Consider the following 23,352-nt stretch of genomic DNA (forward strand, 5'->3'; position numbering starts at 1 on the left):
TATCTTCTTTCAGTGGGTCGCGTAGCGAGACGCGCCATCCGCGCAGTTTAACCCTTCGTGCGAATCCCCGCCGCCGGTGGGCGCGCGCATGCGCGCGCCCACCGGCGGCGGGGCGAACAAACATACGGGTGCGTATGTTACATTAGCCCGCCCCATATACAAGAGGAGATCGTCGGATGAGTCCGAACGCGAAGCTGATCTACACCACCCGCATGCCGGTGCGCTGGGGGGACATGGACGCCTACGGGCATGTCAACAACACGGTCTATTTCCGCTATTTCGAGCAGACCCGCGTCGAGTGGCTCGAACGGATGGGTTCCCGCGTCAGCGTCGAGGAGCCGGTGGGGCCGGTGATCATCAATGCCAGCTGCACCTTCCTCGCGCCGGTGAATTATCCTGCGACCGTCGTCATCAAGATGTATGCAGGCGATCCGGGGCGGAGCAGCGTGATGACCTGGTACGAGCTCTTCGTCGATGGCGACGAGCGCCTGTACGCCGAAGGTGCGGCCAAGACGGTGTGGATGGACATGCGCACCGGCAAGTCGGCGCCGATTCCGGATGTCGTGCGCGCGCTGTTCGACCCGCCCGTGGCCTGAATTGGCGCCGGCCGCCGAGTGCCCGGCCGCGCAGTGCGGTCACCCGCTCCGTCCGCGAAGCGTGGCCGCCCAGTTTCGACCCCCAGAGTTTTGACCCCCAATCATCGACACAAGAGGATGGAGAGGAGACCCGATGTATCCGACTGAGCAGAAACCCCTGTGGACCCCGTCCCCCGAGCGCATCGCCGCCGCCAACGTGACTGCCTTCCGGCTCGCGGCCGAGCAGCGCTGGAAGGTCTCGCTGCCCGATTACGAGGCGCTGCACGCCTGGTCGGTGGAGCGCCCCGAGCCGTTCTGGACGAGCGTTTGGGAGGGCGACGGCGTCGGTGGCGGCGTGATCGGCACGCGCGGCGAGCGCGTGCTCGTCGATGGCCACAAGATGCCGGGCGCGAAGTGGTTTCCCGACGCCCGCCTGAACTTCGCGCAGAACCTGCTGCGTTCGCGCGACGCGCATGACGCGATCGTGTTCTGGGGCGAGGAGCGCGTGAAGAACCGCCTGAGCCACGGCGAGCTCTACCGCGCGGTGGCGCACTTTGCCGCGGCGCTCAAGGAGCAGGGCGTGGTGGCCGGCGACCGCGTCGCCGCGTACATGCCCAACCTGCCCGAGACCGTCGTCGCCATGCTCGCCGCGGCCAGCCTCGGCGCCATCTTCACCTCGGCCTCGCCCGACTTCGGCGTGCAGGGCGTGCTCGACCGCTTCGGCCAGACCGAGCCCAAGGTGCTGGTGGCCTGCGACGGCTACTACTACGGCGGCAAGACGGTGGATGTGCTTGGCAAGCTCGGCGAGATCGTCGCGCAGCTGCCCTCGGTCAAGCGCGTCGTGGTCGTGCCCTACGTGCATCGCGAGCACGACCTCTCGCACGTGCCGCACGCGCGCATGCTCGCCGACTTCGTCGCGCCCTTCCACTTCGTCGACGACATCGAGTTCGCGCAGCTGCCCTTCGACCACCCGCTCTACATCATGTACTCCTCGGGCACCACCGGCGTGCCCAAGTGCATCGTGCACTGCGCCGGCGGCGCGCTGCTGCAGCACCTGAAGGAACACAAGCTGCACGGCGACGTGAAGCCGGGAGACCGCGTGTTCTACTTCACCACCTGCGGCTGGATGATGTGGAACTGGCTGGTCTCCGCGCTCGCCGCCGAGGCCACGCTGCTGCTCTACGACGGCTCGCCCTTCGCTGGCGACAACCGCATCCTCTTCGACTACGCCGACGCCGAAGCGATGACGCACTTCGGCACCTCGGCCAAGTTCCTCGACGCCGCCGCCAAGTTCGGGCTCAAGCCGCGGGAGACCCACAAGCTCGACACGGTGCGCGCGATGATGAGCACCGGCAGCCCGCTGGTGCCCGAGGGCTTCGACTACGTCTATCGCGACATCAAGCCCGACCTGCAGCTCTCCTCCATCTCGGGTGGCACCGACATCATCTCCTGCTTCGTGCTCGGCTCCCCGGTGCTGCCGGTGTGGCGCGGCGAGATCCAGTGCCGCGGCCTCGGCATGGCGGTGGACGTGTGGGACGACGACGGCCGCCCGGTGCGCGGCGAGAAGGGCGAGCTGGTGTGCGCGAAGCCCTTCCCGGTGATGCCGATCGGGTTCTGGAACGACGCCGACGGCAGCAAGTACCACGCCGCCTACTTCGATCGCTTTCCCAATGTCTGGTGCCACGGCGACTTCTGCGAGATCACCGCGCACGGCGGCCTGGTCATCTACGGCAGGTCGGACGCCACGCTGAACCCGGGCGGGGTGCGCATCGGCACCGCCGAGATCTACCGCCAGGTCGAGAAGCTGCACGAGGTGGTCGAGTCGCTCGTGATCGGCCAGGACTGGCCGCCGCAGAACCCCAACGACGTGCGCGTGGTGCTGTTCGTGAAGCTGCGCGAGGGGCTCGCGCTCGATGACGACCTGACCAGGCGCATCCGCCAGACCATCCGCGACAACACCACGCCGCGTCACGTGCCGGCCAAGGTGCTGCAGGTGGCCGACATCCCGCGCACCAAGAGCGGCAAGATCGTCGAACTGGCGGTGCGCAACGTGGTGCACGGGCGCCCGGTGAAGAACCAGGAGGCGCTGGCCAACCCCGAGGCGCTGGCGCACTTCCGCGACCGCGCCGAGCTGCAGGGCTGAGGAGGATCGAAGACATGCTGATGAACCCGAAGAAGTCGGTGCTGCTGGTGATCGACGTGCAGGCGAAGCTCGCCCCCTTCATCCACGACAACGCCGCGGTGGTCGAGGCCTGCGTGTGGCTTGCGCGCGTCGCCGAGCGCATCGGCGTGCCGGTGGTGGTCACCGAGCACTTCCCCGAGAAGATCGGCGGCACGGTCGAGGCGGTGCGCGCGGCGACCGCCGGTGCGCACTACGTCGGCAAGCAGTTCTTCTCCGCCCAGGCCGATGGCTGCCTCGACCAGACCGCGGTCGCCGGCTGCGAGCAGGTGATCCTGTGCGGCACCGAGGCCCATGTCTGCGTGCAGCAGACCGCGCTCGACCTGCGCGGCGCCGGCAAGCAGGTCTTCATCGTCGCCGAGGCCTCAGGCTCGCGCGCTCCGGCCAACCGCGACCTCGCCTTCGAGCGAATGCGCGGCCACGGCATCGAGATCGTGTCGCGCGAGATGGTCGCCTTCGAGTGGCTGCAGCGCGGCGGCACCGAGCTCTTCCGCGAAGTCAATCGCGACTTCATCCGCTGAGGATGGCCGGCAAGGCCGGCCCTGCAGGATCACCCCGTCCGGCCCCTGGCGCGTGCGCGTCCCGAACTAGGGAAAACGTGCGTATCCATGCCGGACGGGTTGTTCTAGCCTGACCGCTTCGTTCCACGGCGATGCGATGTGCGCTCCCTCGACGCTGTCCATACCGAGCTCGCAGACCGTCCCGCCGTATCCAAAAGCGCAAGCGGGAGGTTGGAGATGGAGACACGGGAAGCAGGCCGGCTGGCCACGCAGGTCGAGGCGGTGATCGAGCAGATTCGCACCCGGATGCCCGCCGAGCAGGCCGAAGGGGTGTGTGCGTTCGCGAGCCGCTTTTTCGCCCAGGTGGCGCCCGAGGACCTGGAAGACCTCCCGGTGGGCGATCTCTACGGCGCCGTGCTCAGCCAGTGGCACTTCGTCGCCCGCCGCCAGGACGGCAGCAAGGTGCGCGCATTCAACCCGCGGCTGGACGAGCACGGCTGGGAGTGCCCGCACACCGTGGTGGAGATCGCCGGCGAGGACATGCCCTTCCTCGTCGACTCGATCACCATGGAGGTCGCGCGCCAGGGTCTCACCCTGCACCTGATCATCCATCCGGTGATGAACGTCGCGCGTGATGCCGAGGGCGGCTTCGTGCGTGTGGCGGAGCGCGGCGAGCAGGGCGAGGGTGTCGGCTTCGAGTCGATCATGCACCTGGAGGTCGACCGCCGCACCGACCCGGGCGACCTCGTTGCGCTGCAGCAAGGCATCGAGCATGTGCTTGCCGACGTGCGTGCCGCGGTCCGCGACTGGTCGGCCATGCGCGAGCGCCTGGCCGGCATCACCGCAGGGCTCGACGAGCTGCCGGTCAGCATCGACGCCGAGGAGACGCAGGAGGTGCGCGCCTTCCTCGACTGGCTCGCCGCCGACAACTTCGTGCTGCTCGGCTGCCGCGACTACGCGCTGGTCGAGACCGGCGAGGGCAACGAGCTGCGCATCGTCCCCGGCTCCGGACTGGGCCTGCTGCGCGGCGACGGTGACGAGGGGCAGTCGCGCTCCTTTGCTGCGCTGCCGCCGCAGCTGCGCGCGCAGGCCCACCTGCCGCATCTGCTCACGGTCACAAAGTCGAACTCGCGCTCCACGGTGCACCGGCCCGGCTATCTCGACTTCGTCGGCATCAAGACCTTCGGGGCCGACGGCCGGGTGAATGGCGAGCGTCGCGTGATCGGCCTGCTCGCCTCCACCGCCTACAGCGCCAGCCCGCGCCAGATCCCGCTGCTGCGGCGCAAGGTGGAGGCCGTGTTCGAGCGTGCCGGCCTGCTGCCCGGCGGCCACGCCGCCAAGGCGCTGCAGACCCTGCTCGAGCGCTACCCGCGCGACGAGCTGTTCCAGATCGAGACCGACGAGCTCCACGCCCACGCCATGGGCATCCTGCGCCTCGGCGAGCGCCTGCGCACGCGCCTCTTCGTGCGCGTCGATCCCTTCGAGCGCTTCGTGTCGTGCCTGATCTACGTGCCGCGCGAGCACTACAACACCGACCAGCGCGAGCGCATGCAGGCGGTGCTGATCGATGCCTTCAAGGGCAACGCCGCCGAGTTCGACGTGCAGTTTTCGGATTCGGCGCTCGCGCGCATCCTCATCACGGTGCGCACGCCCGAGGGTCGGATCCCTGCCTTCGACGTGCGCGAGATCGAGCAGCGCCTGATCCGTGCGGCGCGGCGCTGGGAGGACGAGCTGCAGCAGGCGCTCGTCGAGCAGTGCGGCGAGGAGCGCGGCCTGGCGCTGATGCGGCGCTACGGCGAGGGCTTCCCGGCCGGCTACCGCGAGGAATACTCCGCGCGCATGGCGGTGTTCGACATCGAGCAGATGGAGGCGCTCGCCGACGACGCGGCGCTCGGGCTCAACCTCTACGTGCCGCTCGAGGTGCGCGCGGGCCGGCTCAACCTGCGGCTCTACCACCTGGGCAGCCCGGTACCGCTGTCGCAGAGCCTGCCGATGCTCGAGAAGATGGGCGTGAAGGTGATGGACGAGCGCCCCTCCGAGATCGAGCGCCAGGACGGCAGCACGGTGTGGCTGCACGACTTCGGCCTGCAGTTTGCCGGTGCCGAGAACCTCAACATCCACGACATCCGCCCGCTCTTTCAGGAGGCCTTCCTCGCGGCCTGGCGCGGCGCCGCCGAGAACGACGATTTCAACCGCCTGGTGCTGCTCGCCGGGCTGTCGTGGCGTGAGGTGGCGGTGCTGCGCGCCTACGCCCGCCACATGCGCCAGGCGGCGTTCACCTTCAGCCTCGCCTACATGGAGCAGACGCTGGCGGCCTATCCACAGTTCGCGCGTGCGCTGCTGCAACTCTTCCGCGCGCGCTTCGACCCGGCGCTCGCGGGCGATCGCGAGGCCGCGTGCGCGACGCAGGTGGCGGCCATCGAGGCCGCGCTCGATCAGGTGGCCAACCTCGACGAGGACCGCATCCTGCGCCAGTTTCTCGCCCTCATGCAGGCGACCCTGCGCACCAACTGGTTCCAGCGCGGCGCGGACGGCGCCCCCAAGCCCTACCTCTCGTTCAAGTTCCTGCCGTCGAAGATCCCCAATCTGCCGCAGCCGCTGCCGATGTTCGAGATCTTCGTTTATTCGCCGCGCTTCGAGGGCGTGCACCTGCGCGGCGGCAAGGTCGCGCGCGGCGGCCTGCGCTGGTCGGACCGCATGGAGGACTTCCGCACCGAGATCCTCGGCCTGGTGAAGGCGCAGATCGTCAAGAACGCGGTGATCGTGCCGGTGGGCTCCAAGGGCGGCTTCGTGGTCAAGTGCCCGCCTGCGGAGGGCGGGCGCGAGGCCCTGCTCGCCGAGGGCGTGGCCTGCTACCGCAACTTCCTGCGCGGCCTGCTCGACCTTACCGACAACCTGGTGCAGGGCGCGGTGGTGCCGCCGGCGGACGTGGTGCGCCACGACGAGGACGACCCCTACCTGGTGGTGGCAGCCGACAAGGGCACGGCGAGCTTCTCCGACTACGCCAACCAGGTCTCGGCCGAGTATGGCTTCTGGCTGGGCGACGCCTTCGCCTCGGGCGGCTCGGTGGGCTACGACCACAAGAAGATGGGCATCACCGCACGCGGCGCCTGGGAGGCGGTCAAGCGCCACTTCCGCGAGATGGGCAAGGACATCCAGCAGGAACCCTTCACCGTGGTCGGCATCGGCGACATGTCGGGCGACGTGTTCGGCAACGGCATGCTGCTGTCGAAACAGATCCGCCTGGTGGCGGCCTTCGACCACCGCCACATCTTCATCGACCCCGATCCCGACCCGGCACGCTCGTGGGAAGAGCGCGCGCGCATGTTCGCGCTGCCGCGCTCGAGCTGGGACGACTACGACCGCGCGCTGATCTCGCAGGGTGGCGGAGTGTGGCCGCGCAGCGCGAAGTCCATCACGCTGTCGCCCGAGGCGCGCGCGGCACTCGACATCCAGGCCGCGCCCCTGGGCTTGACCCCGACCGAGTTGATCCGCGCCATCCTCACCGCACCGGTCGAGCTGGTCTACAACGGCGGCATCGGCACCTACATCAAGGCCGCCAGCCAGACCGACGCGGCGGTGGGCGACCGCGCCAATGACGCGGTGCGCGTCAATGGCGGCGAACTGCGCTGCAAGGTCTTCGGCGAGGGCGGCAACCTCGGCGCCACCCAGCTCGGCCGCATCGAGTTCGCGCTCGCGGGCGGGCGCATCAACACCGACGCGATCGACAACTCCGGCGGGGTGGACTGTTCCGACCACGAGGTCAACATCAAGATCCTGCTCGGCGGGGTGATCGCCGAGGGCGAGCTCACGCTCAAGCAGCGCAACGAGCTGCTCGCCGACATGACCGACGAGGTCGGCATCCTGGTGCTGCGCGACAACTACGCCCAGACCCAGGTGCTGTCGGTCACGCGCGCGCGCGGCGTGGCGCTGCTCGACGAGCAGGCGGAGTTCATCCGCCGCCTGGTGCAGGCCGGGCGGCTCAACCGCAAGCTCGAGTACCTGCCCGACGACGAGGAGATCGCCGAGCGCAAGGCCGCCGGCGTCGGCCTCACCAGCCCCGAGCTGGCGGTGCTGCTCGCCTACAGCAAGATCGAGCTCTACGACGAGGTGCTCGCCTCCGACGTGCCGGAGGACCCCTACATCCGCACCGCGCTCGAGCGCTACTTTCCCGGCCCGCTGCGCGAGCGCTTCCCGGCGCAGATCCGGATCCACCCGCTGCGCCGCGAGATCATCTCGACCCACGTGGTCAACAGCATGATCAACCGCGTCGGGCCCACCTTCGTCAGCCGGCTCAGGGCCGAGCTCGGCGCCTCGGCGGCGGACGTGGTGCGCGCCTACATGGCCACCCGCGAGGTCTTCGGCCTGGTGGCGCTGTGGCGCGAGATCGAGGCCCTCGACAACCGCATCGCCGACGCGGTGCAGACCGAGCTCATCCAGGAGTCGGGCCGCCTGGTGCAGCGCGGCACGCTGTGGTTCCTGCGTCACCGCCGCTGGCTGGCCGACCTGCAGGCGACGAGCGCGCATTTCTCGCCTGGCGTGGCGGCGCTCGCCGAGGGGCTGGCCGACTACGTCGCCCCCGCCTATCGCGCCGAGCTCGACGCCGCGGTGGCGCGCCGGGTGGAGCAGGGCGTGCCCGAGGCGCTGGCGAAGCGGGTGGCCGCGCTCGAAGAGCTTTACTCGGCGCTCGACCTGGTCGAGGTGGCGGTGGAGCAGGGGCGTGACGAGGCCACGGTGGCGCGGGTGTATTTCGCCCTCGGGGGCGAATTCGACCTGCACTGGCTCGGCCGCCAGATCTCCGGGCTGCCCGCGGACACGCGCTGGCAGAGCCTGGCGCGCGGCGCGCTGCGCAGCGATCTGTCCTCGCTCGCCCGCGAGCTCACCAGCGCGGCGCTGCGCAACGCGCCCGAGGGCGCGGACACCGAGGGCGTGCTGAATGCCGGGCGCGAGCGTGCCGCGGTGCCGCTCGAGCGCTACCAGCAGCTCCTCGCCGAAATCCGCAGCGCGCCGACGATCGACATGGCGATGCTGTCGGTGCTGCTGCGCGAGCTGCGCGGCATGGCCTGAGCGATCGCGCGGGAGGCACCCGGACTGCTGACGCGGTTCGGGTGCATCGGTTATCATCGCGCTTTCCCGCAGTACAGCTCCCATGACCAAATACGTCTTCGTCACCGGTGGTGTCGTGTCCTCCCTGGGCAAGGGCATCGCCGCAGCGTCCCTCGGGGCGATCCTCGAGTCCCGCGGCATCAAGGTCACGCACCTCAAGCTGGACCCCTACATCAACGTCGATCCGGGCACCATGAGCCCGTTCCAGCACGGCGAGGTCTTCGTCACCGAAGACGGCGCCGAGACCGACCTCGACCTCGGCCATTACGAGCGCTTCACCAGCGCCAAGATGAGCAAGCGCAACAACTTCACCACTGGCCAGATCTACGAGTCGGTGCTGAAGAAGGAGCGCCGCGGCGAGTACCTGGGCAAGACCGTGCAGGTCATCCCGCACATCACCGACGAGATCAAGGCTTACGTCAAGCGTGGCGCCGAGGGCGCCGACGTGGCGATCGTCGAGGTCGGCGGCACGGTCGGCGACATCGAATCGCTGCCCTTCCTGGAGGCCATCCGCCAGATGGGCTTCGAAGAGGGCCGCCACGGCACCTGCTTCATCCACCTCACGCTGCTGCCCTACATTCCGACCGCCGGTGAACTGAAGACCAAGCCGACCCAGCACTCGGTGAAGGAACTGCGCGAGATCGGCATCCAGCCCGACATCCTGCTGTGCCGCGCCGACCGTCCGGTGCCGGAAGACGAGCGCCGCAAGATCGCGCTGTTCTGCAACGTCATGCCCGAGGCGGTCATCGAGTGCCTGGACGCCGACTCGATCTACAAGATCCCCGGTCAGCTGCATGACCAGATGCTCGACCAGATCGTCTGCCACAAGCTCGACATCCTCGCGCGCGCGGCCGACCTCTCGGTGTGGGACAGGCTCATCCACGCGCTCGAGAACCCGAAGCAGACCGTGGATATCGGTTTCGTCGGCAAGTACGTGGACCTTACCGAGTCGTACAAGTCGCTGATCGAGTCGCTCAACCACGCCGGCATGCATACCGAGTCGAAGGTCAGGATCCACTACATCGACTCGGAGGATATCGAGCGCGACGGTTGCGATGTGCTCGAGTCGATGGATGCCATCCTGGTGCCGGGCGGCTTCGGCAAGCGCGGGACCGAGGGCAAGATCGCGGCCATCCGCTATGCGCGCGAGAACAAGGTGCCCTACCTGGGCATCTGCCTCGGCATGCAGCTTGCGGTGGTGGAGTTCGCCCGCGACGTCGCGGGCATGGAAGGCGCGCATTCGACGGAGTTCGAGCGCGACACCAGGTTCCCGGTGATCGGCCTCATCACCGAGTGGAAGGACCGCACGGGCAAGATCGAGAAGCGCTCCGAGGAGTCCGACCTCGGCGGCACCATGCGCCTCGGTGGCCAGCTCTGCCTGCTCAAGGAAGGCACGCTGGCGCGTTCGATCTACGGCGCCCCCGAGGTCATGGAGCGTCACCGCCACCGCTACGAGGTGAACAACACCCTGCTCGCCAGGCTCGAAGACAAGGGCCTGGTGGTGTCGGGCCGCGCGCCCGTCACCGACCTGTGCGAGATGGTCGAGCTGCCTGCGGACGTGCATCCGTGGTTCGTCGGCTGTCAGTTCCACCCCGAATTCACCTCCAACCCGCGCAAGGGTCATCCGCTGTTCACCGCTTATGTGAAGGCTGCGATCGCGCACAAGCAGGCTGCGGCCCCGAGGAGCGAAGCATGAATCTCTGCGGTTTCGAAGTCGGCCTCGACAAGCCGGTGTTCCTGATCTCCGGCCCCTGCGTGGCCGAATCCGAGCAGATGTGCCTGGACATCGCCGGGCAGATGAAGGAGATCTGCGCCGAGCTGGGCATCCCTTACATCTTCAAGGCTTCGTACGACAAGGCCAACCGCAGCTCGGGCAAGAGCTTCCGCGGCCATGGCATGGACGCCGGCCTGAAGATGCTCGAGGCGGTCAAGAAGCAGCTCGGCCTGCCGGTGCTGACCGACGTGCACACGATCGAGGAGATCCCGACCGTCGCCGCGGTGGTCGACGTGCTGCAGACCCCGGCCTTCCTGTGCCGCCAGACCGATTTCATCCACGCGGTGGCGGCCAGCGGCAAGCCGGTGAACATCAAGAAGGGCCAGTTCCTCGCCCCCGGCGACATGAAGAACGTCGCCGACAAGGCGCGCGAGGCCAATGGCGGCGCCGACACCATCATGGTGTGCGAGCGCGGCGCCTCCTTCGGCTACAACAACCTCGTCTCCGACATGCGTGCGCTGGCGATCATGCGCGACACCGGCTGCCCGGTGGTGTTCGACGCTACCCACTCGGTGCAGCTGCCGGGCGGGCAGGGAACCGCCTCGGGTGGCCAGCGCGAGTTCGTGCCGGTGCTGGCGCGCGCCGCGGTCGCCGTGGGCGTGGCGGGCCTTTTCATGGAGACCCACCCGGACCCCGCCAAGGCGCTGTCCGACGGCCCCAACGCCTGGCCGCTGCCGAAGATGAAGGCGCTGCTGACCGTGCTCAAGGACATCGACGCGCTGGTCAAGCGCCAGGGTTTCCTCGAGACCACGCTCTGAGACCCCATTTTTCGGGAATGCGGCTACCGGCGGACTGATGCGCGTCATCCGTCGCCGCTGCTCACGAGGCAGTCATCCGGTGCGAGCATGCTCCCCGCCGGGTCGCGTTCCCGCATGATCGATCCGAAACCTCCGTAACTGCTACAGGACTAGACATGAGTGCAATCGTTGATGTGATCGCCCGCGAGATTCTCGATTCCCGCGGCAACCCCACGGTCGAAGCCGACGTGCTGCTCGAATCGGGCGTGATGGGCCGCGCCGCGGTGCCCTCGGGCGCCTCCACCGGCTCGCGCGAGGCGATCGAGCTGCGTGACGGCGACAAGTCGCGCTTCCTCGGCAAGGGCGTGCTGCGCGCGGTCGAGAACGTGAACACCGAGATCGCCGAGGCCATCATCGGGCTGGACGCCGAGGAGCAGGCCTTCATCGACCGTACCCTGATCGAGCTCGACGGCACCGAGAACAAGTCGCGCCTGGGCGCCAACGCCATGCTGGCGGTGTCCATGGCGGTGGCCAAGGCCGCCGCCGAAGAGGCCGGCCTGCCGCTGTACCGCTACTTCGGCGGCTCCAGCCCGATGGTGATGCCGGTGCCGATGATGAACGTCATCAACGGCGGCGAGCACGCCAACAACAGCCTCGACATCCAGGAATGCATGATCATGCCGGTGAGCATGAGCAGCTTCCGCGAGGCCCTGCGCTGCGGCGCCGAGATCTTCCACCATCTCAAGAAGATCGTCGACGCCAAGGGCTACCCGACCACCGTCGGCGACGAGGGCGGCTTCGCCCCCAACGTGTCTGGCACCGAGGAAGCGCTCAACCTGATCCAGGAGGCCATCGTCGCCGCCGGCTACGTGCCTGGCCAGGACGTGCTGCTGGCGCTCGACTGCGCCGCCTCCGAGTTCTACAAGGACGGCAAGTACGAGCTGAAGGGCGAAGGCCTGTCGCTGACCGCCGCGGGCTTCACCGACTACCTCGAGACCCTGTGCGACAAGTTCCCGATCGTCTCGATCGAGGACGCCATGGCCGAGGGCGACTGGGACGGCTGGAAGATCCTCACCGAGCGCCTGGGCAAGCGCGTGCAGCTGGTGGGCGACGACCTCTTCGTCACCAACACCAGGATCCTCGCGCAGGGCATCGAGCAGGGCGTGGCCAACTCGATCCTCATCAAGATCAATCAGATCGGCACGCTCACCGAGACCTTCGCGGCAGTCGAGATGGCCAAGCTCGCCGGCTACACCGCGGTGATTTCGCACCGCTCGGGCGAGACCGACGATTCGACCATCGCCGACATCGCGGTGGGCCTGCGCGCCATGCAGATCAAGACCGGCTCGCTGAGCCGCTCGGACCGCATCTCGAAGTACAACCAGCTGCTGCGCATCGAGGAAGACCTCGGCGACACCGCCGCCTATCCGGGCAAGCGCGCGTTCTACAACCTGCGCTGAGCGTCCTGCAACGCTGATTCGCAGCGTCTCGAAGGCCGGCGGGCGACTCGCCGGCCTTCGTCGTGAATGCGCCAGTATCCATCTCCATACCCGTCTCCATGCGCTGGCCGATCCTCATCCTGATCGCACTCGTCGTGCTGTTGCAGTACCCGCTCTGGCTGGGGAAGGGGGGCTGGCTGCGCGTCTGGGAGGTCGATCGCCAGCTGCATGCGCAGCGCGAGGAGAACCTGCGCCTCGAGCAGCGCAACGCGGCGCTCGCGGCGGAGGTGAACGATCTCAAGTCGGGCAACGAGGCGATCGAGGAGCGCGCGCGTTTCGAACTCGGGCTCACCCGGCCGGGCGAGATCTACGTGCAGATTCCGCAGCGCTGAACCCTGGTCGCGGGTATCGCCGCCGTTCCGGCGACAGTCCTCAGTTGCTCGCGAGCAGCGTGCGCGCGCCGTCGATGCGCTGCGCGAAATAGCGGCTGGCGAGACGTTCGACCCGCACCCGGCCACGGCTGTTGGGCGCGTGCACGAAGCGCCCGTCGCCGATGTAGATCCCCATGTGCGAATGCCGGCGCTCCAGCGTGTTGAAGAACACCAAGTCCCCCGGGCGCAGTTCGTGCACCTCGATCGGGCGCGTGCGATCGGCGATCTGCGCGGCGTTGTGCGGCAGCTTGCGGCCGCTGATGTTCTCCACGATGTAGGCCACCATGCCGCTGCAATCGAGGCCCGCGTCCGGATTGCGCCCGCCGAAGCGGTAGCCGGTATCGAGCAGGCCGAGCGCGAAGAGCACCATTTCCTGCGTCTGGTGCTCACCCTCGAGAGAGAAATAGTGCCCGCTCGGCGCCACCGTGCGCGGTGGCGAGCCGGGGCCGGCGACCGGGGTGGTGCCGCAGCCCGCCAGCAGTGCGGCCACGGTGGCCACCCCGGCAAGCAGCGCCAGGCGCCGCTTGCCGATGCCGGCGTGCAGAGGGGCGGAAAGGAAGGCGCGAGGGAGGGGCTCGGGACTCATGGCGCGATCCGGTGCGAAAAGGATTTCTGCCAGAGTATGTCAGGACCCGCCCAGGCCGGCAAGGTCTGCTTTCAGATCAGGGGTTTGGAGAGGTTTTCTCGAAGAAGGCTGAAGTCGGGCCCGCGCGGGGCGCGGTCTTCAGTCGAGCAGTTCGATGCGTCCGCCGACCTGCACCGACACCCGGCTCTCGCCGCCCTCGAGTGGCGCCGGGGCGGCCTCCGCGGCCATCGCCGCCGCGCGCATGCGCGGCATCGGCGGAGGCTGCAGGCCGTGCTCGCCGACCGACAGGTGGGCGATGCGGTAGCGCCGACCGAGGGTGTCGGCGATCAGTTTCGCGCGCGCCTCGAAGGCGCGCAGGGCGTCGACGGTGACGTCGGAGACGGCCTTCCTGCGCGTCTCGGGGGCTGGTTCCATGCTCAGCTGGGCGAGCGCCAGGCTCTCCTGGAGCTTGCCGACGAGCTCCGACATCGCCGCCGTGTCGGTGCTCTCGAGGCGGAGCTCGGAACGCATCCGCCAGGCGGTGATACGGCCCTGGCCGTCCTTTCCGTATGCCGGCCAGGTCGAGACGTTTCCGCTCTGCACCTTGACGGCACCCTGCGCGCGCGCGAGTTCGAGCGCCGCGGCGATGTCGCGGTTCACCTCGCGTGCCACCGCGGCCGCGCTCGCGCCGCTGCGCTCTGCATACATCACGGCGACCGCGAGGTCGTTGGCGGCCGGGCCACTGGCCTCGGCCGCGAGCTCCACGGTGGGCGGGGCGGGAGTGTCGGCGGCAAGCGCCGGCGCCGACTGCAGCGCCGCGAGCGCGGCGAGGGTGGCGAGGCTGGCGAGCGCGGTGCGCATCACTGTTCCGGCTTCGCGATCACGCTGGACGGCTCCAGCGCGCACAGGCGGTCGGCGTAGAGGCGGGCGTTGTCCACGTAGTTGTGGGCGTTGACCACCAGGTTCTCGACCTCGGTGTCGCTCAGCGTGCGGATCACCCGGCCAGGAGAACCGACCACCAGCGAGCGGTCGGGGATCACCTTGCCCTCGGGGATCAGGGTGTTGGCGCCGACGATGCACTGCTTGCCGACCACCGCGTTGTTGAGGATCACCGCGTTGATGCCGATCAGGCTGCCGTCGCCGATCGTGCAGCCGTGCAGCATCGCCATGTGGCCCACGGTGACGTGCGTGCCGATCGTCAGCGGGATGCCGTCGTCGTTGTGCAGGACAGAGCCGTCCTGGATGTTGGTATCGTCGCCGATCGTGATCGGATCGTTGTCGCCCCGTACCACGACGTTGTACCAGATGTTGACGTTGCGGCCCGCAGTGACCGATCCGATGACCGTCGCGTTGTGGGCGATCCAGCTTCCCTCGCCGAAGCTCGGCCGGCGGTCGCCCAGGGCGTAGATGCTCATTTTCGTTCTCGCTGTCGATGTCTCGCGCCGATGCTGCGCAGCGCCAGGGGGGCAGGCATCATAACAAGCGCCTCGCGGCCTGCAAACAGCGCCCGTGCCGTGAATGTCGCCGATCCGGCGGGTTTTTCGCGATTTTGAGCCCCCTGCCGGCGGGTGATAGGATGCGCCCGCCCTTCAGGAAGTCCACATGCTCAGTTACCGTCACGCCTTTCACGCCGGCAATCACGCCGATGTCCTCAAGCACCTCGTCCTGATCGAGCTGCTCGACTACTACGGTCGCAAGGACAAGCCCTGGTACTACATCGACACCCACGCGGGGGGCGGCTGCTATGCGCTCGACAGCGAGCAGGCGGGCAAGACCGCCGAGGCGGCGGACGGCATCGGCCGGCTGTGGGGGCACGAGGACCTGCCGCCAGCAGTCGCCGCCTATGTCGCGGCGGTCGGGCAGTTCAATCCGCAGGGCAGGCTGTTGTTCTACCCGGGCTCGCCGGCGCTGGCCATGACGCGTGCGCGCGCCCAGGATCGCCTGCGCCTGTTCGAGCTGCATCCGGCCGACTTCGAATCCCTGCAGCGCACCTTCGCCAGCGAACAGGAGCGCGTGCAGGTGCGCCGCGCCGACGGCTTCGCGGCGCTCAGGAGCCTGCTGCCGCCGCCCTCGCGGCGGGCGGTGGTGCTGATCGATCCGCCCTACGAGGTCAAGGACGACTACCGCAGCGTGGTGGACACGGTGCGTGACGCGATGCGGCGCTTTCCCACCGGGACCTACATGGTCTGGTATCCGATGCTCGCCCGGGCCGAGGCCCGCCAGTTGCCCGAGCGCCTCGCCGCGCTCGGCGCCGAGAGCTGGCTGGACGTGCGCCTGGCGGTGCGCGACGCCCCGCGCGACGGCATCGGGATGTTCGGCAGCGGCCTTTACGTGATCAACCCTCCCTGGGTGTTGCCGCAGCGGCTCGAGGCCGCGCTGCCCTGGCTCGTCGAGCACCTGGGGGTCGATGGCGGTGCGGGCTTCGACCTCGAGCACCACATCGAATGAGTCCGTCCCGGAATTCCGAGGGTGGGCCCGCCGGCCCGACGGTCGCGGAGGGCGCTCCGAGTGCTGCAGGCCCGTCGCCCGACGCGCTCCGCGAGCTGCGCGACGCGATGCGGCAATTCGCCGCCGAGCGCGCCTGGGAGCCCTTCCATACGCCCAAGAACCTCGCGATGGCGCTCGCCGGCGAGGCGGGCGAGGTGATCGAGCATTTCCAGTGGCTCACCGCCGAGCAGTCGATGGCGCTGCCGCCGGCGACGCGGGACGAGGTCGCTCTCGAGCTCGCCGACGTGCTGCTGTACCTCGTGCGCCTCGGCGACGTGCTCGGTGTCGACCTCGCCGATGCCGCACGGCGAAAGATGCGCATCAATGCGGAGCGCTACCCCATCGAGCGCGCGCACGGCCGCGCGGACAAGCACGACCGTCTGTGAGGGTGCAAGCGCGGCGTTGCGGCGGAGTCTTCATTCACGTTGGGCCGCGGCAAGATTTCTGAAACAATATCGTCTTTCTTGTAACACGGAATTCCATCGTGGACTTGCAGCACATCAGCGACATCGAGAAGGCAGCCCATCAGGGTCGGGGCGAGGTCTTCCGCCTCGGCATGGGCGTGCTCTTCATCGTCGGGGTCATGTTCTACTCGGCGCTCAGCGGCACGGGCGAGGGCAGCATGACCCTGGTCATGGCGGCGATGATCGGCGGCTACATGGCGATGAACATCGGCGCCAACGACGTCGCCAACAACGTCGGTCCGGCGGTGGGCTCCAAGGCGCTCACCCTCGCAGGTGCGCTCGTCATCGCGGCGATCTTCGAGGCCGCCGGTGCGCTGATCGCCGGCGGCGAGGTGATCGGCACCATCCGCAGCGGCATCATCGATCCCGACCTCATCAAGGACTCCGACACCTTCGTGTGGATCATGCTGGCCGCGCTGCTCGCCGGCGCCTTGTGGCTGAACCTGGCGACCGCGGTCGGGGCGCCGGTGTCGACCACGCACTCGATCGTGGGCGCGGTGCTCGGCTCCGGCATGGCCGCCGCCGGCCCCTCGATCGTCGATTGGTCCACCATGGGCGAGATCGCGGCGAGCTGGGTGATCTCGCCGCTGCTCGGCGGGATCTTCGCCGCCGCCTTCCTGTATCTCGTCAAGCGCAGCATCACCTACCAGGTGGACATGGCCGCGGCCGCACGCCGCACCGTGCCGGTACTGGTCGGCCTGATGGCGTGGACCTTCGTCAGCTACCTGATCCTGAAGGGGCTCAACCGGGTCTGGAAGGTGGACTTCCTTCCCGCCGTGCTGTACGGCCTGATTTTCGGCGCGCTGGTGTTCGTCCTGGTGCGCAAGGCCCTGCACGGCAGCAGCGGCATCGTCGCCAACACCAAGGCGAGCGTGAATCGGCTCTTCACCGTGCCGCTGATCTTCGCCGCCGCGCTGCTCAGCTTCGCGCACGGCTCCAACGACGTCGCCAACGCGGTCGGCCCGCTGGCCGCGATCGTCGATGTGGTCAGTTCCGGCGGCGTGGTGCACAAGGACGCGGCGATCCCCACCTGGGTCATGATGGTCGGCGCGATCGGGATCTCGCTCGGGCTGGCGTTGTTCGGGCCGAAGGTGATCCGCACGGTCGGTTCCGAGATCACCGAGCTCGACCAGATGCGCGCCTATTGCATCGCGATGGCGGCGACCTTGACCGTGATCGTCGCCAGCCAGCTCGGCCTGCCGGTGAGCTCCACGCACATCGCGGTCGGCGGGGTGTTCGGCGTCGGTTTCCTGCGCGAATACCTCAAGAGCAACTACGACCGCATGGTGGCCGAGATCAAGGCCCACCACCCCGAGGGCGACCTCGCCGCGATCGAGGCCTTCATCGCGCGTTTCGAGAAGGCCTCGATCGAGGAGAAGGGGCAGATGCTCGCCGACCTCAAGCAGCGCTCCAAGAACGCGGACGATCCGGCGCACTTCTCCAAGGGCGAGCGCAAGGGACTCAAGAAGGTCTATCGCCGCGAGCTGGTCAAGCGCTCGCAGCTGATGCGCATCGCCGCCGCCTGGGTCATCACCGTGCCCGCTTCTGCGCTGATGGCCGCGGTGCTGTTCTTCATGATCCGCGGGATGATGCTGCCCTGATCATCCTGTTCGTCATGATCGCGATGCCGGGGGCCGCGGCGTGAGCTTCGTCGAGCTGCTCGTCCTGCTCGCCCTCGGGGCCGTGGTGTGGTTCTGGTTCGACAGCCTGAAGGCGCGCGAGATCGGCATCGAGGCCGCGCGCCGCGCCTGCACGCGCGAGGGCGTGCAGTTCCTCGACGAGACCGTGGCGGGGCAGGGCCTGCGCCTGGCGCGCGACGACAACGGTCGCGTGCTGCTGCGGCGGGGCTATGCCTTCGAATACTCGGTGGGCGGCGACGACCGCAATGCCGGCTGCGTGGTGCTCGAAGGCCGCGAGGTGGTGCTGGTGGACGTCTCCGCGCATCGGCTCGCACGTCGCGCGGTGGTCATCGACCTGCACCCGCGCGACCCGTCGGCCTAGCGCCGGCGCTCCTCGATCGCGCGCAGGAACTCGTTGCGCGCCTGCTCCGAACGTTCGAACTCGCCGGCGAAGGCTTGGGTGATCACGCGTTCGTCGCCGCGGCGGTCCTCGCCGAGCAGCAGGCAGAGCTGTTCGGCCTCGATCACGCAGGCCGCGCCCGCGGCGTGGCCGTGGCGCATCAGCGCGTCGGCGATGTCGCGCGTCATCCACTCCTGGTAGGTGAAGCGGTGGCCGATCGCGTCCACCAGGCGGGCGATGCGGCCAAAGCCGTGCAGGCGGCCGCCTGGCAGGTAGGCGACGTGGGCGACGCCACGGAAAGGGACGAGGTGATGCGGACACACGCCATGGACCGCGATGCCGCGAATCACCACCATGTCGCGGCGCGCATCCTCGAAGCCGTCACCGAGCACCTCGGCGGGGTCGAGCTCGTAGCCCCCGAGCAAGCGCCGCTGCCAGAGCTCGCGCACGCGCTGCGCGGTGCGTCCGGTATGGGCGTTGTCGGGGGCGATGCCGCAGGCACGCAGCAGGTCGCCGACGGCCTTCTCGAAGGCGGGCGCGTCGAAGGCGCCGCTGCGCGGAATGCCGACGCCGGCGGGGCGGGGAGCGTGGGGGTGGTCGTGACCGCAGGGGTCGTGCGCGGGAGGGCTCATGGTGGCGTCCGGTGCGGTGCCCTGCGGCACCCGAGCCGGCATGATACCCGCAAGCCCGTTCAGGCGATGAACACCGGGTCGGAGAACACCAGCGTGCCGTCGGCGCGCATCATCAGGTTGTTGGCGTTGAGGATGTCGGGCAGGACCTGATATTCCTCGACGAAGTCGGACAGGGCCCGCAAGGCTTCCTGCAGGCTGTCGCCGACCTTCATCGGCTCGACCGTGAGGTGGTAGAGCGCGATCCGCCCCATGTCCGCACCGAGCCGGCTCCACTGCGCGCACGCCGACCAGTAGCACTCGATCAGGCGACGCGAGAGTTCGGCCGCGGGGGAGCCCTCGGCGAGCGGATAGAGGCGCTCCATCTCGATCAGATGGAAGGGATAGCCCGACTGTGCGCGGCCGATCACCCCATGATCGGCGAATACGATCGGGAAATGCGGGCCGCGCGGGCGGTCGTCGGCGGTGTAGAGGAAGTAGTCGGCAGGGGAGCTGACGATCTTGTAGACGTGCTCCCCGTCGCCCTTGTCGATCACGATCGAGTACTCGCCGCGACCGATCTCGGTCTTGCCGTCGAGCAGCGGATGCGACGGCACGGCGTCGGGCAGCAGGATCGCCTGCCGTCCGAGCATCGCGCGCGCCGCATCCATGTCGATCATGATCTCCTCGCTGCTCACGCCATGATGTTATAGCCGGCGTCGACGAAATGCACCCCGCCGCTGATCAGTCGGCCGGCGTCCGAGACCAGGAAGGCGGTCAGCGCGCCGATGTCCTCGGGGGTGACGAGGGCATGCATCGGCGAGCGCTCGACCGCGGCCGCCATGAGGCCGTCGAAGCCCGCGATCCCGGAGGCGGCGCGCGTCATCAGCGGGCCGGGGGAGACCGCATTGACGCGGATGCCCTTGGCGCCGAGCTCGGCCGCCATGTAGCGGGTGGCGGCCTCGAGCGCGGCCTTGCACAGGCCCATCACGCCGTAGTTGGGGATGACCTTCTCGGAGCCGAGGTAGGTCATCGTCACCAGGGCACCGCCGCCGGCCTTCTCGAGCAGCGGCTCGGCCTTCTTGGCCAGGCGCACGAAGGAGTGGGTGGACACGTCCATCGCCAGCGCGAAGCCGTCGGCCGAGGTGTCGACCACGCGGCCGTGCAGGTCGTCGCGCTTGGCGAAGGCCATGCTGTGGATGGCGAAGTCGAGCTTGCCGTGGCGCGCCTCGATCGCGCCAAAGGCGGCGTCCATGGTTTCGGGGCGGGTGACGTCGAGCAGGTGAACGTCCTCGACGCCGAGGCGGTGGATCACCGGCTCGATGAAGGCGCGCGTCTTCTCGTTCTGATAGGTGATGATCAGCGTCGCGCCGGCCTGGGCGCAGGCCTCGGCGACGCCGGTGGAGATCGACTTCTCGTTGGCGATGCCGGTGATGAGGCCGACCTTGCCCTCCAGATTGACGATGGGGGTCATGATGGATTCCTTTTCTCGGGTGAGTGTTGTTGCGGCGCAACGGCAGCGAGCATAAGCCTGCCTGTGCGACGCGAATGTGATGGTTCGTGAAATCGGATACGCGGTGGTATCGGTGCCGGTACAGTATATTGCGCATTGCAGCATCCACAAATTGCCGGCCGCGGCATTCTTCGCCGGAGCAGGGAACATGACACGCAACGCATACATCTTCATGGACTTCGACGGCGTCACCCACCCCTGGGGCGAGGTCGAGGATTTCCGTTGTCTCGTGCACATCGAGGCGGTGGTGAGGGAGTTCCCCGAAGCGCGCATCGTGATCGCCTCCGACTGGCGCATGCTGTTCTCGCTGCCCAAGCTGGTCGCCCGCTTTTCCGAGGACATCCGCCCGCAGATCGCCGGCGCCACGCCGCACCTGCTGCCCAAGACGGGCGCCGAGCTGCACGGCCTGCGCGAGCGCGAGGCGATGGCCTGGCTGCGCCAGCACGGCGCCGATCCGGGCGAGGCGGCGTGGTGCGCGCTCGACGACGCGCCGGGCAACTGGCTGTCGCGTTCGCGACTGGTGCTGACCGACTTCAAGCGTGGCTTCACCTCCGAGGATGCGGTCGCCCTGCGCCGCATGCTGCAGGGCTTCCGCGACGGGGTGCGCAACCAGGTCGGCCAGGTCGCGCACTCGCTGTGGGCGCGCGACAGCGCCTGATGGGGGGAGACGCCATGAACCCCGCCGAGCAGACCCTGCCGCCCGACCCGCTTGCGCACCGAGTCGACGCCTCGACCCAACGCCAGGCGGCGCGCCTGGCCGAAGAGAGCTTCGCGCGCCTGTTCCGGCTCAGCGTCGCCGAAGGCGATGCTGCGCGGCTGAAGGGCGTGGAGCAGTTGCGCGTCGACCTCGCCGACTGGGTGTCCGCGGCGGCCGACCCCGAGGCACAGGCGCTGCGCCTCGCCTTGCTGCTGTCCGGGATGGACCAGTGGGGGATGGCCTGGAGCCGGGCCTTCGGCCTGGTGGCGATCCCCGCGCTGACCGAGCTCATCGGTGCGCTGCGCACTGGTCTGGATGAAACCGCCGAGGCGCGCTTCCTGCGCCACTTCGAAGGGATCGCCGCCGTCGAGGAGAATGCCATCGACTTCAAGGTCGAGCTGCGCCGTGGGCTGCACCTGGCGCTGTGGCATGCCTCGATCGCCACCGAGCATCGCGACGAGGCCATGCGCCTCGCCGGCGAGCTCGGCAGCCAGCTGCTCGCGCTCGCGCGCAGCATGCCGGTGGCGGGCTGGCGGCTGGTGGCCGACGCGCTCGCCTTCATCCAGATCCGCTGCCTGGCCGAAGGGCTCGCTGCCGAGGGCGTGGCCCAGGAGGCCACACAGGCCTTGTTCGGCGCCTTGGCGCGCGAGCTGCCGGCGCCGCAGCGCGACCTCGTGATGGCGCATTCCGCGCGCGCGGTGATGGCCTGGCAGCAGGCCGGCCGCGCTTCGCCGCAGGTGCACTGATGGCGCTCAAGGCCACGGTCTTCAAGGCCGACATCCAGGTCGCCGACATGGATCGGCACCACTACGCCGACTATTCGCTCACCCTCGCGCGTCACCCTTCCGAGACCGACGAGCGCATGATGGTGCGCCTGCTCGCCTTCGCGCTCTTCGCCGACCCGGCGCTCGCCTTCGGCAAGGGGCTATGCGTCGATGACGAGCCCGACCTGTGGCAGAAGGACCTCACCGGCGCCATCGAGCGCTGGATCGACGTCGGCCAGCCCGATGACAAGTGGGTGCGCAAGGCCTGCGGGCGCGCGCGCGAGGTGGTGGTGCTGGCCTACGGGCGGGCGCTGGAGGTGTGGTGGAGCGGGGTGCGCGGCCGCCTCGAGCGCCACGGCAACCTGAAGGTGTTCGAGCTCGAACGCGAGGCCAGCGCCGAACTCGGCCGCCTCGCCGAGCGCACGATGCGCCTGCAATTCACCATCCAGGACGGCCACGTGTTGGTAACCAACGGGCGCGAGACCGTGTCGCTCGAGCCGCGCAAGCTCACTGCCTGAACCCCGGTGCGCGGCGCGCGACAGCCCGCGGCGCGGCCGCCCGGGCCCTCAGCGCGGGCTGTCGCGCAGGAATGCGGCCACCCTTTCGGCGGTCGCCTGCGGATGCTCGAGCATGAAGCAGTGTCCGCCCTCCACCTGCACGCATTGCACGTTGGCCTTGCCCGCCGCCCAGCGCGTGACCGAGCGCCGCGCGAAGGCGAAGGTGTCGCGCCCGTGCAGCGCGAGCACCGGCTGCTCGATGCGGGCAAGCGAGGACCACAGCCGGCGCGGGTAGGACGCGAAGATCTCGGCCTCGCGGGTGGGCCGGCACTTGAGCTCCACGCCACCGCCCGGCACGTCGCGCAGCGCATGGTCGATATAGGCCTGGAAGGAGTCCTCGCTCCAGCCGCGGAACACCCCGCGCCCGTGCAGCCCCGCATGCGCGGCGGCGCGGTCCGGCCAGTGGTGGCGTCGCGTGCGTGCCTTGGCGGCGAGCTTGTTGCGCGAGGCCAGCCCGACGAGGTCGGAGAGCGCCATCATGCCGATCATCGCCGGGGTGAACAGCACCGGGTCGAGCAGCACACCACGGCTGAAGGCGTGCGGATGATGCGCCAGCATCAGGCAGGTGAGCACGCTGCCGAAGCTGTGGCCGGCGGCATGCACGGGTACCGTGCCGAAGCGCGGCGCGTGCGCGAGCCAGGCCTCGGCGGCCATCTCGGCAGCATGGTTCCAGCCGCGGAAGCGGCTGCCGTGGTCGCTGTCGCCATGACCCTGCACGTCGGACAGGAAGAGGTCGAAATGCGCGCTCAGGTGCGCGAGCATGGGCGCATAGGTGAGCGAGCTGAGCCCGTTGCCATGGAGGAAATGCAGCACCGGGCGACCGCTCGGCGGGCTGTGGTGGCCGCGCAGCGTGAAGCCGGCGGAGGTGTGATGCGTCCAGCTTTGGAGCTTCATGATTCGGCGTATGCCGCGGCTGCGAGCGCGGTCGTGGCGGAGG

At 68.9% G+C, this 23,352-nt stretch carries 22 protein-coding genes; 15 read left to right on the forward strand and 7 right to left on the reverse strand.

Annotated features, from left to right (window positions below; all coding sequences use genetic code 11):
* Positions 1-176: 176 nt before the first annotated feature.
* From ACZ5PP_RS20710 to ftsB, 8 genes are all read left to right on the forward strand, one after another.
* Positions 177-596, forward strand: coding sequence for an acyl-CoA thioesterase (locus tag ACZ5PP_RS20710; RefSeq protein ID WP_012585134.1), 420 nt, complete (start codon positions 177-179; stop codon positions 594-596).
* A gap of 133 nt (positions 597-729) precedes the next feature.
* Complete coding sequence (locus ACZ5PP_RS20715; protein WP_273423919.1) at positions 730-2,718, forward strand: acetoacetate--CoA ligase; 1,989 nt, start codon at positions 730-732, stop codon at positions 2,716-2,718.
* Positions 2,719-2,732: 14 nt separating this feature from the next.
* Positions 2,733-3,275, forward strand: a complete 543-nt coding sequence (locus ACZ5PP_RS20720; protein ID WP_004305930.1) for an isochorismatase family protein — start codon at positions 2,733-2,735, stop codon at positions 3,273-3,275.
* Positions 3,276-3,491: 216 nt separating this feature from the next.
* Positions 3,492-8,321 carry an NAD-glutamate dehydrogenase gene (locus ACZ5PP_RS20725; protein WP_464826543.1) on the forward strand — a complete coding sequence of 1,610 codons (4,830 nt, stop codon included), beginning with the start codon at positions 3,492-3,494 and terminating at the stop codon, positions 8,319-8,321.
* Between the two features lie 82 nt (positions 8,322-8,403).
* Positions 8,404-10,056 carry a CTP synthase gene (locus tag ACZ5PP_RS20730; RefSeq protein ID WP_004305926.1) on the forward strand — a complete coding sequence of 551 codons (1,653 nt, stop codon included), beginning with the start codon at positions 8,404-8,406 and terminating at the stop codon, positions 10,054-10,056.
* Positions 10,053-10,892 carry a 3-deoxy-8-phosphooctulonate synthase gene (kdsA, locus tag ACZ5PP_RS20735; protein WP_004305924.1) on the forward strand — a complete coding sequence of 280 codons (840 nt, stop codon included), beginning with the start codon at positions 10,053-10,055 and terminating at the stop codon, positions 10,890-10,892. The genes ACZ5PP_RS20730 and kdsA overlap by 4 nt, the downstream gene beginning before the upstream one ends.
* Positions 10,893-11,047: 155 nt before the next feature.
* A complete protein-coding gene (eno, locus tag ACZ5PP_RS20740) occupies positions 11,048-12,331 on the forward strand; it encodes a phosphopyruvate hydratase (protein WP_043745196.1) in 1,284 nt (427 codons plus the stop codon).
* A 98-nt stretch (positions 12,332-12,429) separates the two neighbouring features.
* Positions 12,430-12,702, forward strand: a complete 273-nt coding sequence (gene ftsB, locus ACZ5PP_RS20745; RefSeq protein ID WP_004305921.1) for a cell division protein FtsB — start codon at positions 12,430-12,432, stop codon at positions 12,700-12,702.
* A 40-nt stretch (positions 12,703-12,742) separates the two neighbouring features.
* Here ftsB and ACZ5PP_RS20750 read toward each other — a convergent pair whose 3' ends face one another.
* The 3 genes from ACZ5PP_RS20750 to ACZ5PP_RS20760 form a co-directional block, all read right to left on the reverse strand.
* Positions 12,743-13,327: a C40 family peptidase gene (locus ACZ5PP_RS20750; protein ID WP_004305920.1), complete on the reverse strand. Its 585-nt coding sequence runs from the start codon at positions 13,325-13,327 to the stop codon at positions 12,743-12,745.
* Between the two features lie 138 nt (positions 13,328-13,465).
* Positions 13,466-14,167, reverse strand: a complete 702-nt coding sequence (locus ACZ5PP_RS20755) for an SIMPL domain-containing protein (RefSeq protein WP_464826544.1) — start codon at positions 14,165-14,167, stop codon at positions 13,466-13,468.
* Positions 14,167-14,721 (reverse strand): gamma carbonic anhydrase family protein, encoded by a 555-nt coding sequence (locus ACZ5PP_RS20760; RefSeq protein WP_004305916.1) that lies wholly within the window; start codon positions 14,719-14,721, stop codon positions 14,167-14,169. Before ACZ5PP_RS20760 ends, ACZ5PP_RS20755 begins: the two co-directional genes overlap by 1 nt.
* Positions 14,722-14,908: 187 nt before the next feature.
* On the opposite strand from ACZ5PP_RS20760, the gene ACZ5PP_RS20765 reads away from it, so the two are divergent.
* The 4 genes from ACZ5PP_RS20765 (at position 14,909) to ACZ5PP_RS20780 (ending at position 18,258) form a co-directional block, all read left to right on the forward strand.
* The gene (locus ACZ5PP_RS20765; protein ID WP_043745199.1) at positions 14,909-15,754 is read left to right on the forward strand and encodes a 23S rRNA (adenine(2030)-N(6))-methyltransferase RlmJ; all 846 of its coding nucleotides are present in this window, start codon (positions 14,909-14,911) and stop codon (positions 15,752-15,754) included.
* Positions 15,755-15,861: 107 nt separating this feature from the next.
* Positions 15,862-16,179, forward strand: coding sequence for a nucleotide pyrophosphohydrolase (locus tag ACZ5PP_RS20770; RefSeq protein ID WP_004305913.1), 318 nt, complete (start codon positions 15,862-15,864; stop codon positions 16,177-16,179).
* Between the two features lie 98 nt (positions 16,180-16,277).
* Positions 16,278-17,858 (forward strand): inorganic phosphate transporter, encoded by a 1,581-nt coding sequence (locus tag ACZ5PP_RS20775; RefSeq protein WP_004305911.1) that lies wholly within the window; start codon positions 16,278-16,280, stop codon positions 17,856-17,858.
* Between the two features lie 40 nt (positions 17,859-17,898).
* Positions 17,899-18,258 (forward strand): DUF3301 domain-containing protein, encoded by a 360-nt coding sequence (locus tag ACZ5PP_RS20780; RefSeq protein ID WP_464826545.1) that lies wholly within the window; start codon positions 17,899-17,901, stop codon positions 18,256-18,258.
* On the opposite strand, the gene folE is transcribed toward ACZ5PP_RS20780, so the two are convergent.
* From folE to fabI, 3 genes are read right to left on the reverse strand one after another with little or no spacing between them, the layout of a single operon-like run.
* Entirely contained in the window at positions 18,255-18,908 is a 654-nt protein-coding gene (gene folE / locus ACZ5PP_RS20785) for a GTP cyclohydrolase I FolE (protein WP_043745595.1), read from the reverse strand. The two genes, ACZ5PP_RS20780 and folE, sit on opposite strands and share 4 nt — an antisense overlap.
* Positions 18,909-18,967: 59 nt before the next feature.
* Entirely contained in the window at positions 18,968-19,564 is a 597-nt protein-coding gene (locus ACZ5PP_RS20790; RefSeq protein ID WP_012585140.1) for a hypothetical protein, read from the reverse strand.
* A gap of 14 nt (positions 19,565-19,578) precedes the next feature.
* Positions 19,579-20,358, reverse strand: a complete 780-nt coding sequence (gene fabI / locus ACZ5PP_RS20795) for an enoyl-ACP reductase FabI (protein ID WP_004305906.1) — start codon at positions 20,356-20,358, stop codon at positions 19,579-19,581.
* 187 nt (positions 20,359-20,545) lie between these two features.
* On the opposite strand from fabI, the gene ACZ5PP_RS20800 reads away from it, so the two are divergent.
* The 3 genes from ACZ5PP_RS20800 to ACZ5PP_RS20810 are packed head-to-tail and all read left to right on the forward strand — an operon-like array spanning position 20,546 to position 22,376.
* Entirely contained in the window at positions 20,546-21,055 is a 510-nt protein-coding gene (locus tag ACZ5PP_RS20800) for an HAD domain-containing protein (protein WP_004305904.1), read from the forward strand.
* 14 nt (positions 21,056-21,069) lie between these two features.
* Positions 21,070-21,840 carry a hypothetical protein gene (locus tag ACZ5PP_RS20805; RefSeq protein ID WP_012585141.1) on the forward strand — a complete coding sequence of 257 codons (771 nt, stop codon included), beginning with the start codon at positions 21,070-21,072 and terminating at the stop codon, positions 21,838-21,840.
* The gene (locus ACZ5PP_RS20810; protein WP_464826546.1) at positions 21,840-22,376 is read left to right on the forward strand and encodes a YaeQ family protein; all 537 of its coding nucleotides are present in this window, start codon (positions 21,840-21,842) and stop codon (positions 22,374-22,376) included. Before ACZ5PP_RS20805 ends, ACZ5PP_RS20810 begins: the two co-directional genes overlap by 1 nt.
* 48 nt (positions 22,377-22,424) lie before the next feature.
* Here ACZ5PP_RS20810 and ACZ5PP_RS20815 read toward each other — a convergent pair whose 3' ends face one another.
* The gene (locus ACZ5PP_RS20815; RefSeq protein WP_004305899.1) at positions 22,425-23,309 is read right to left on the reverse strand and encodes an alpha/beta fold hydrolase; all 885 of its coding nucleotides are present in this window, start codon (positions 23,307-23,309) and stop codon (positions 22,425-22,427) included.
* Positions 23,310-23,352: the final 43 nt, after the last annotated feature.

The organism is Thauera sp. DNT-1 (genome assembly GCF_055393985.1).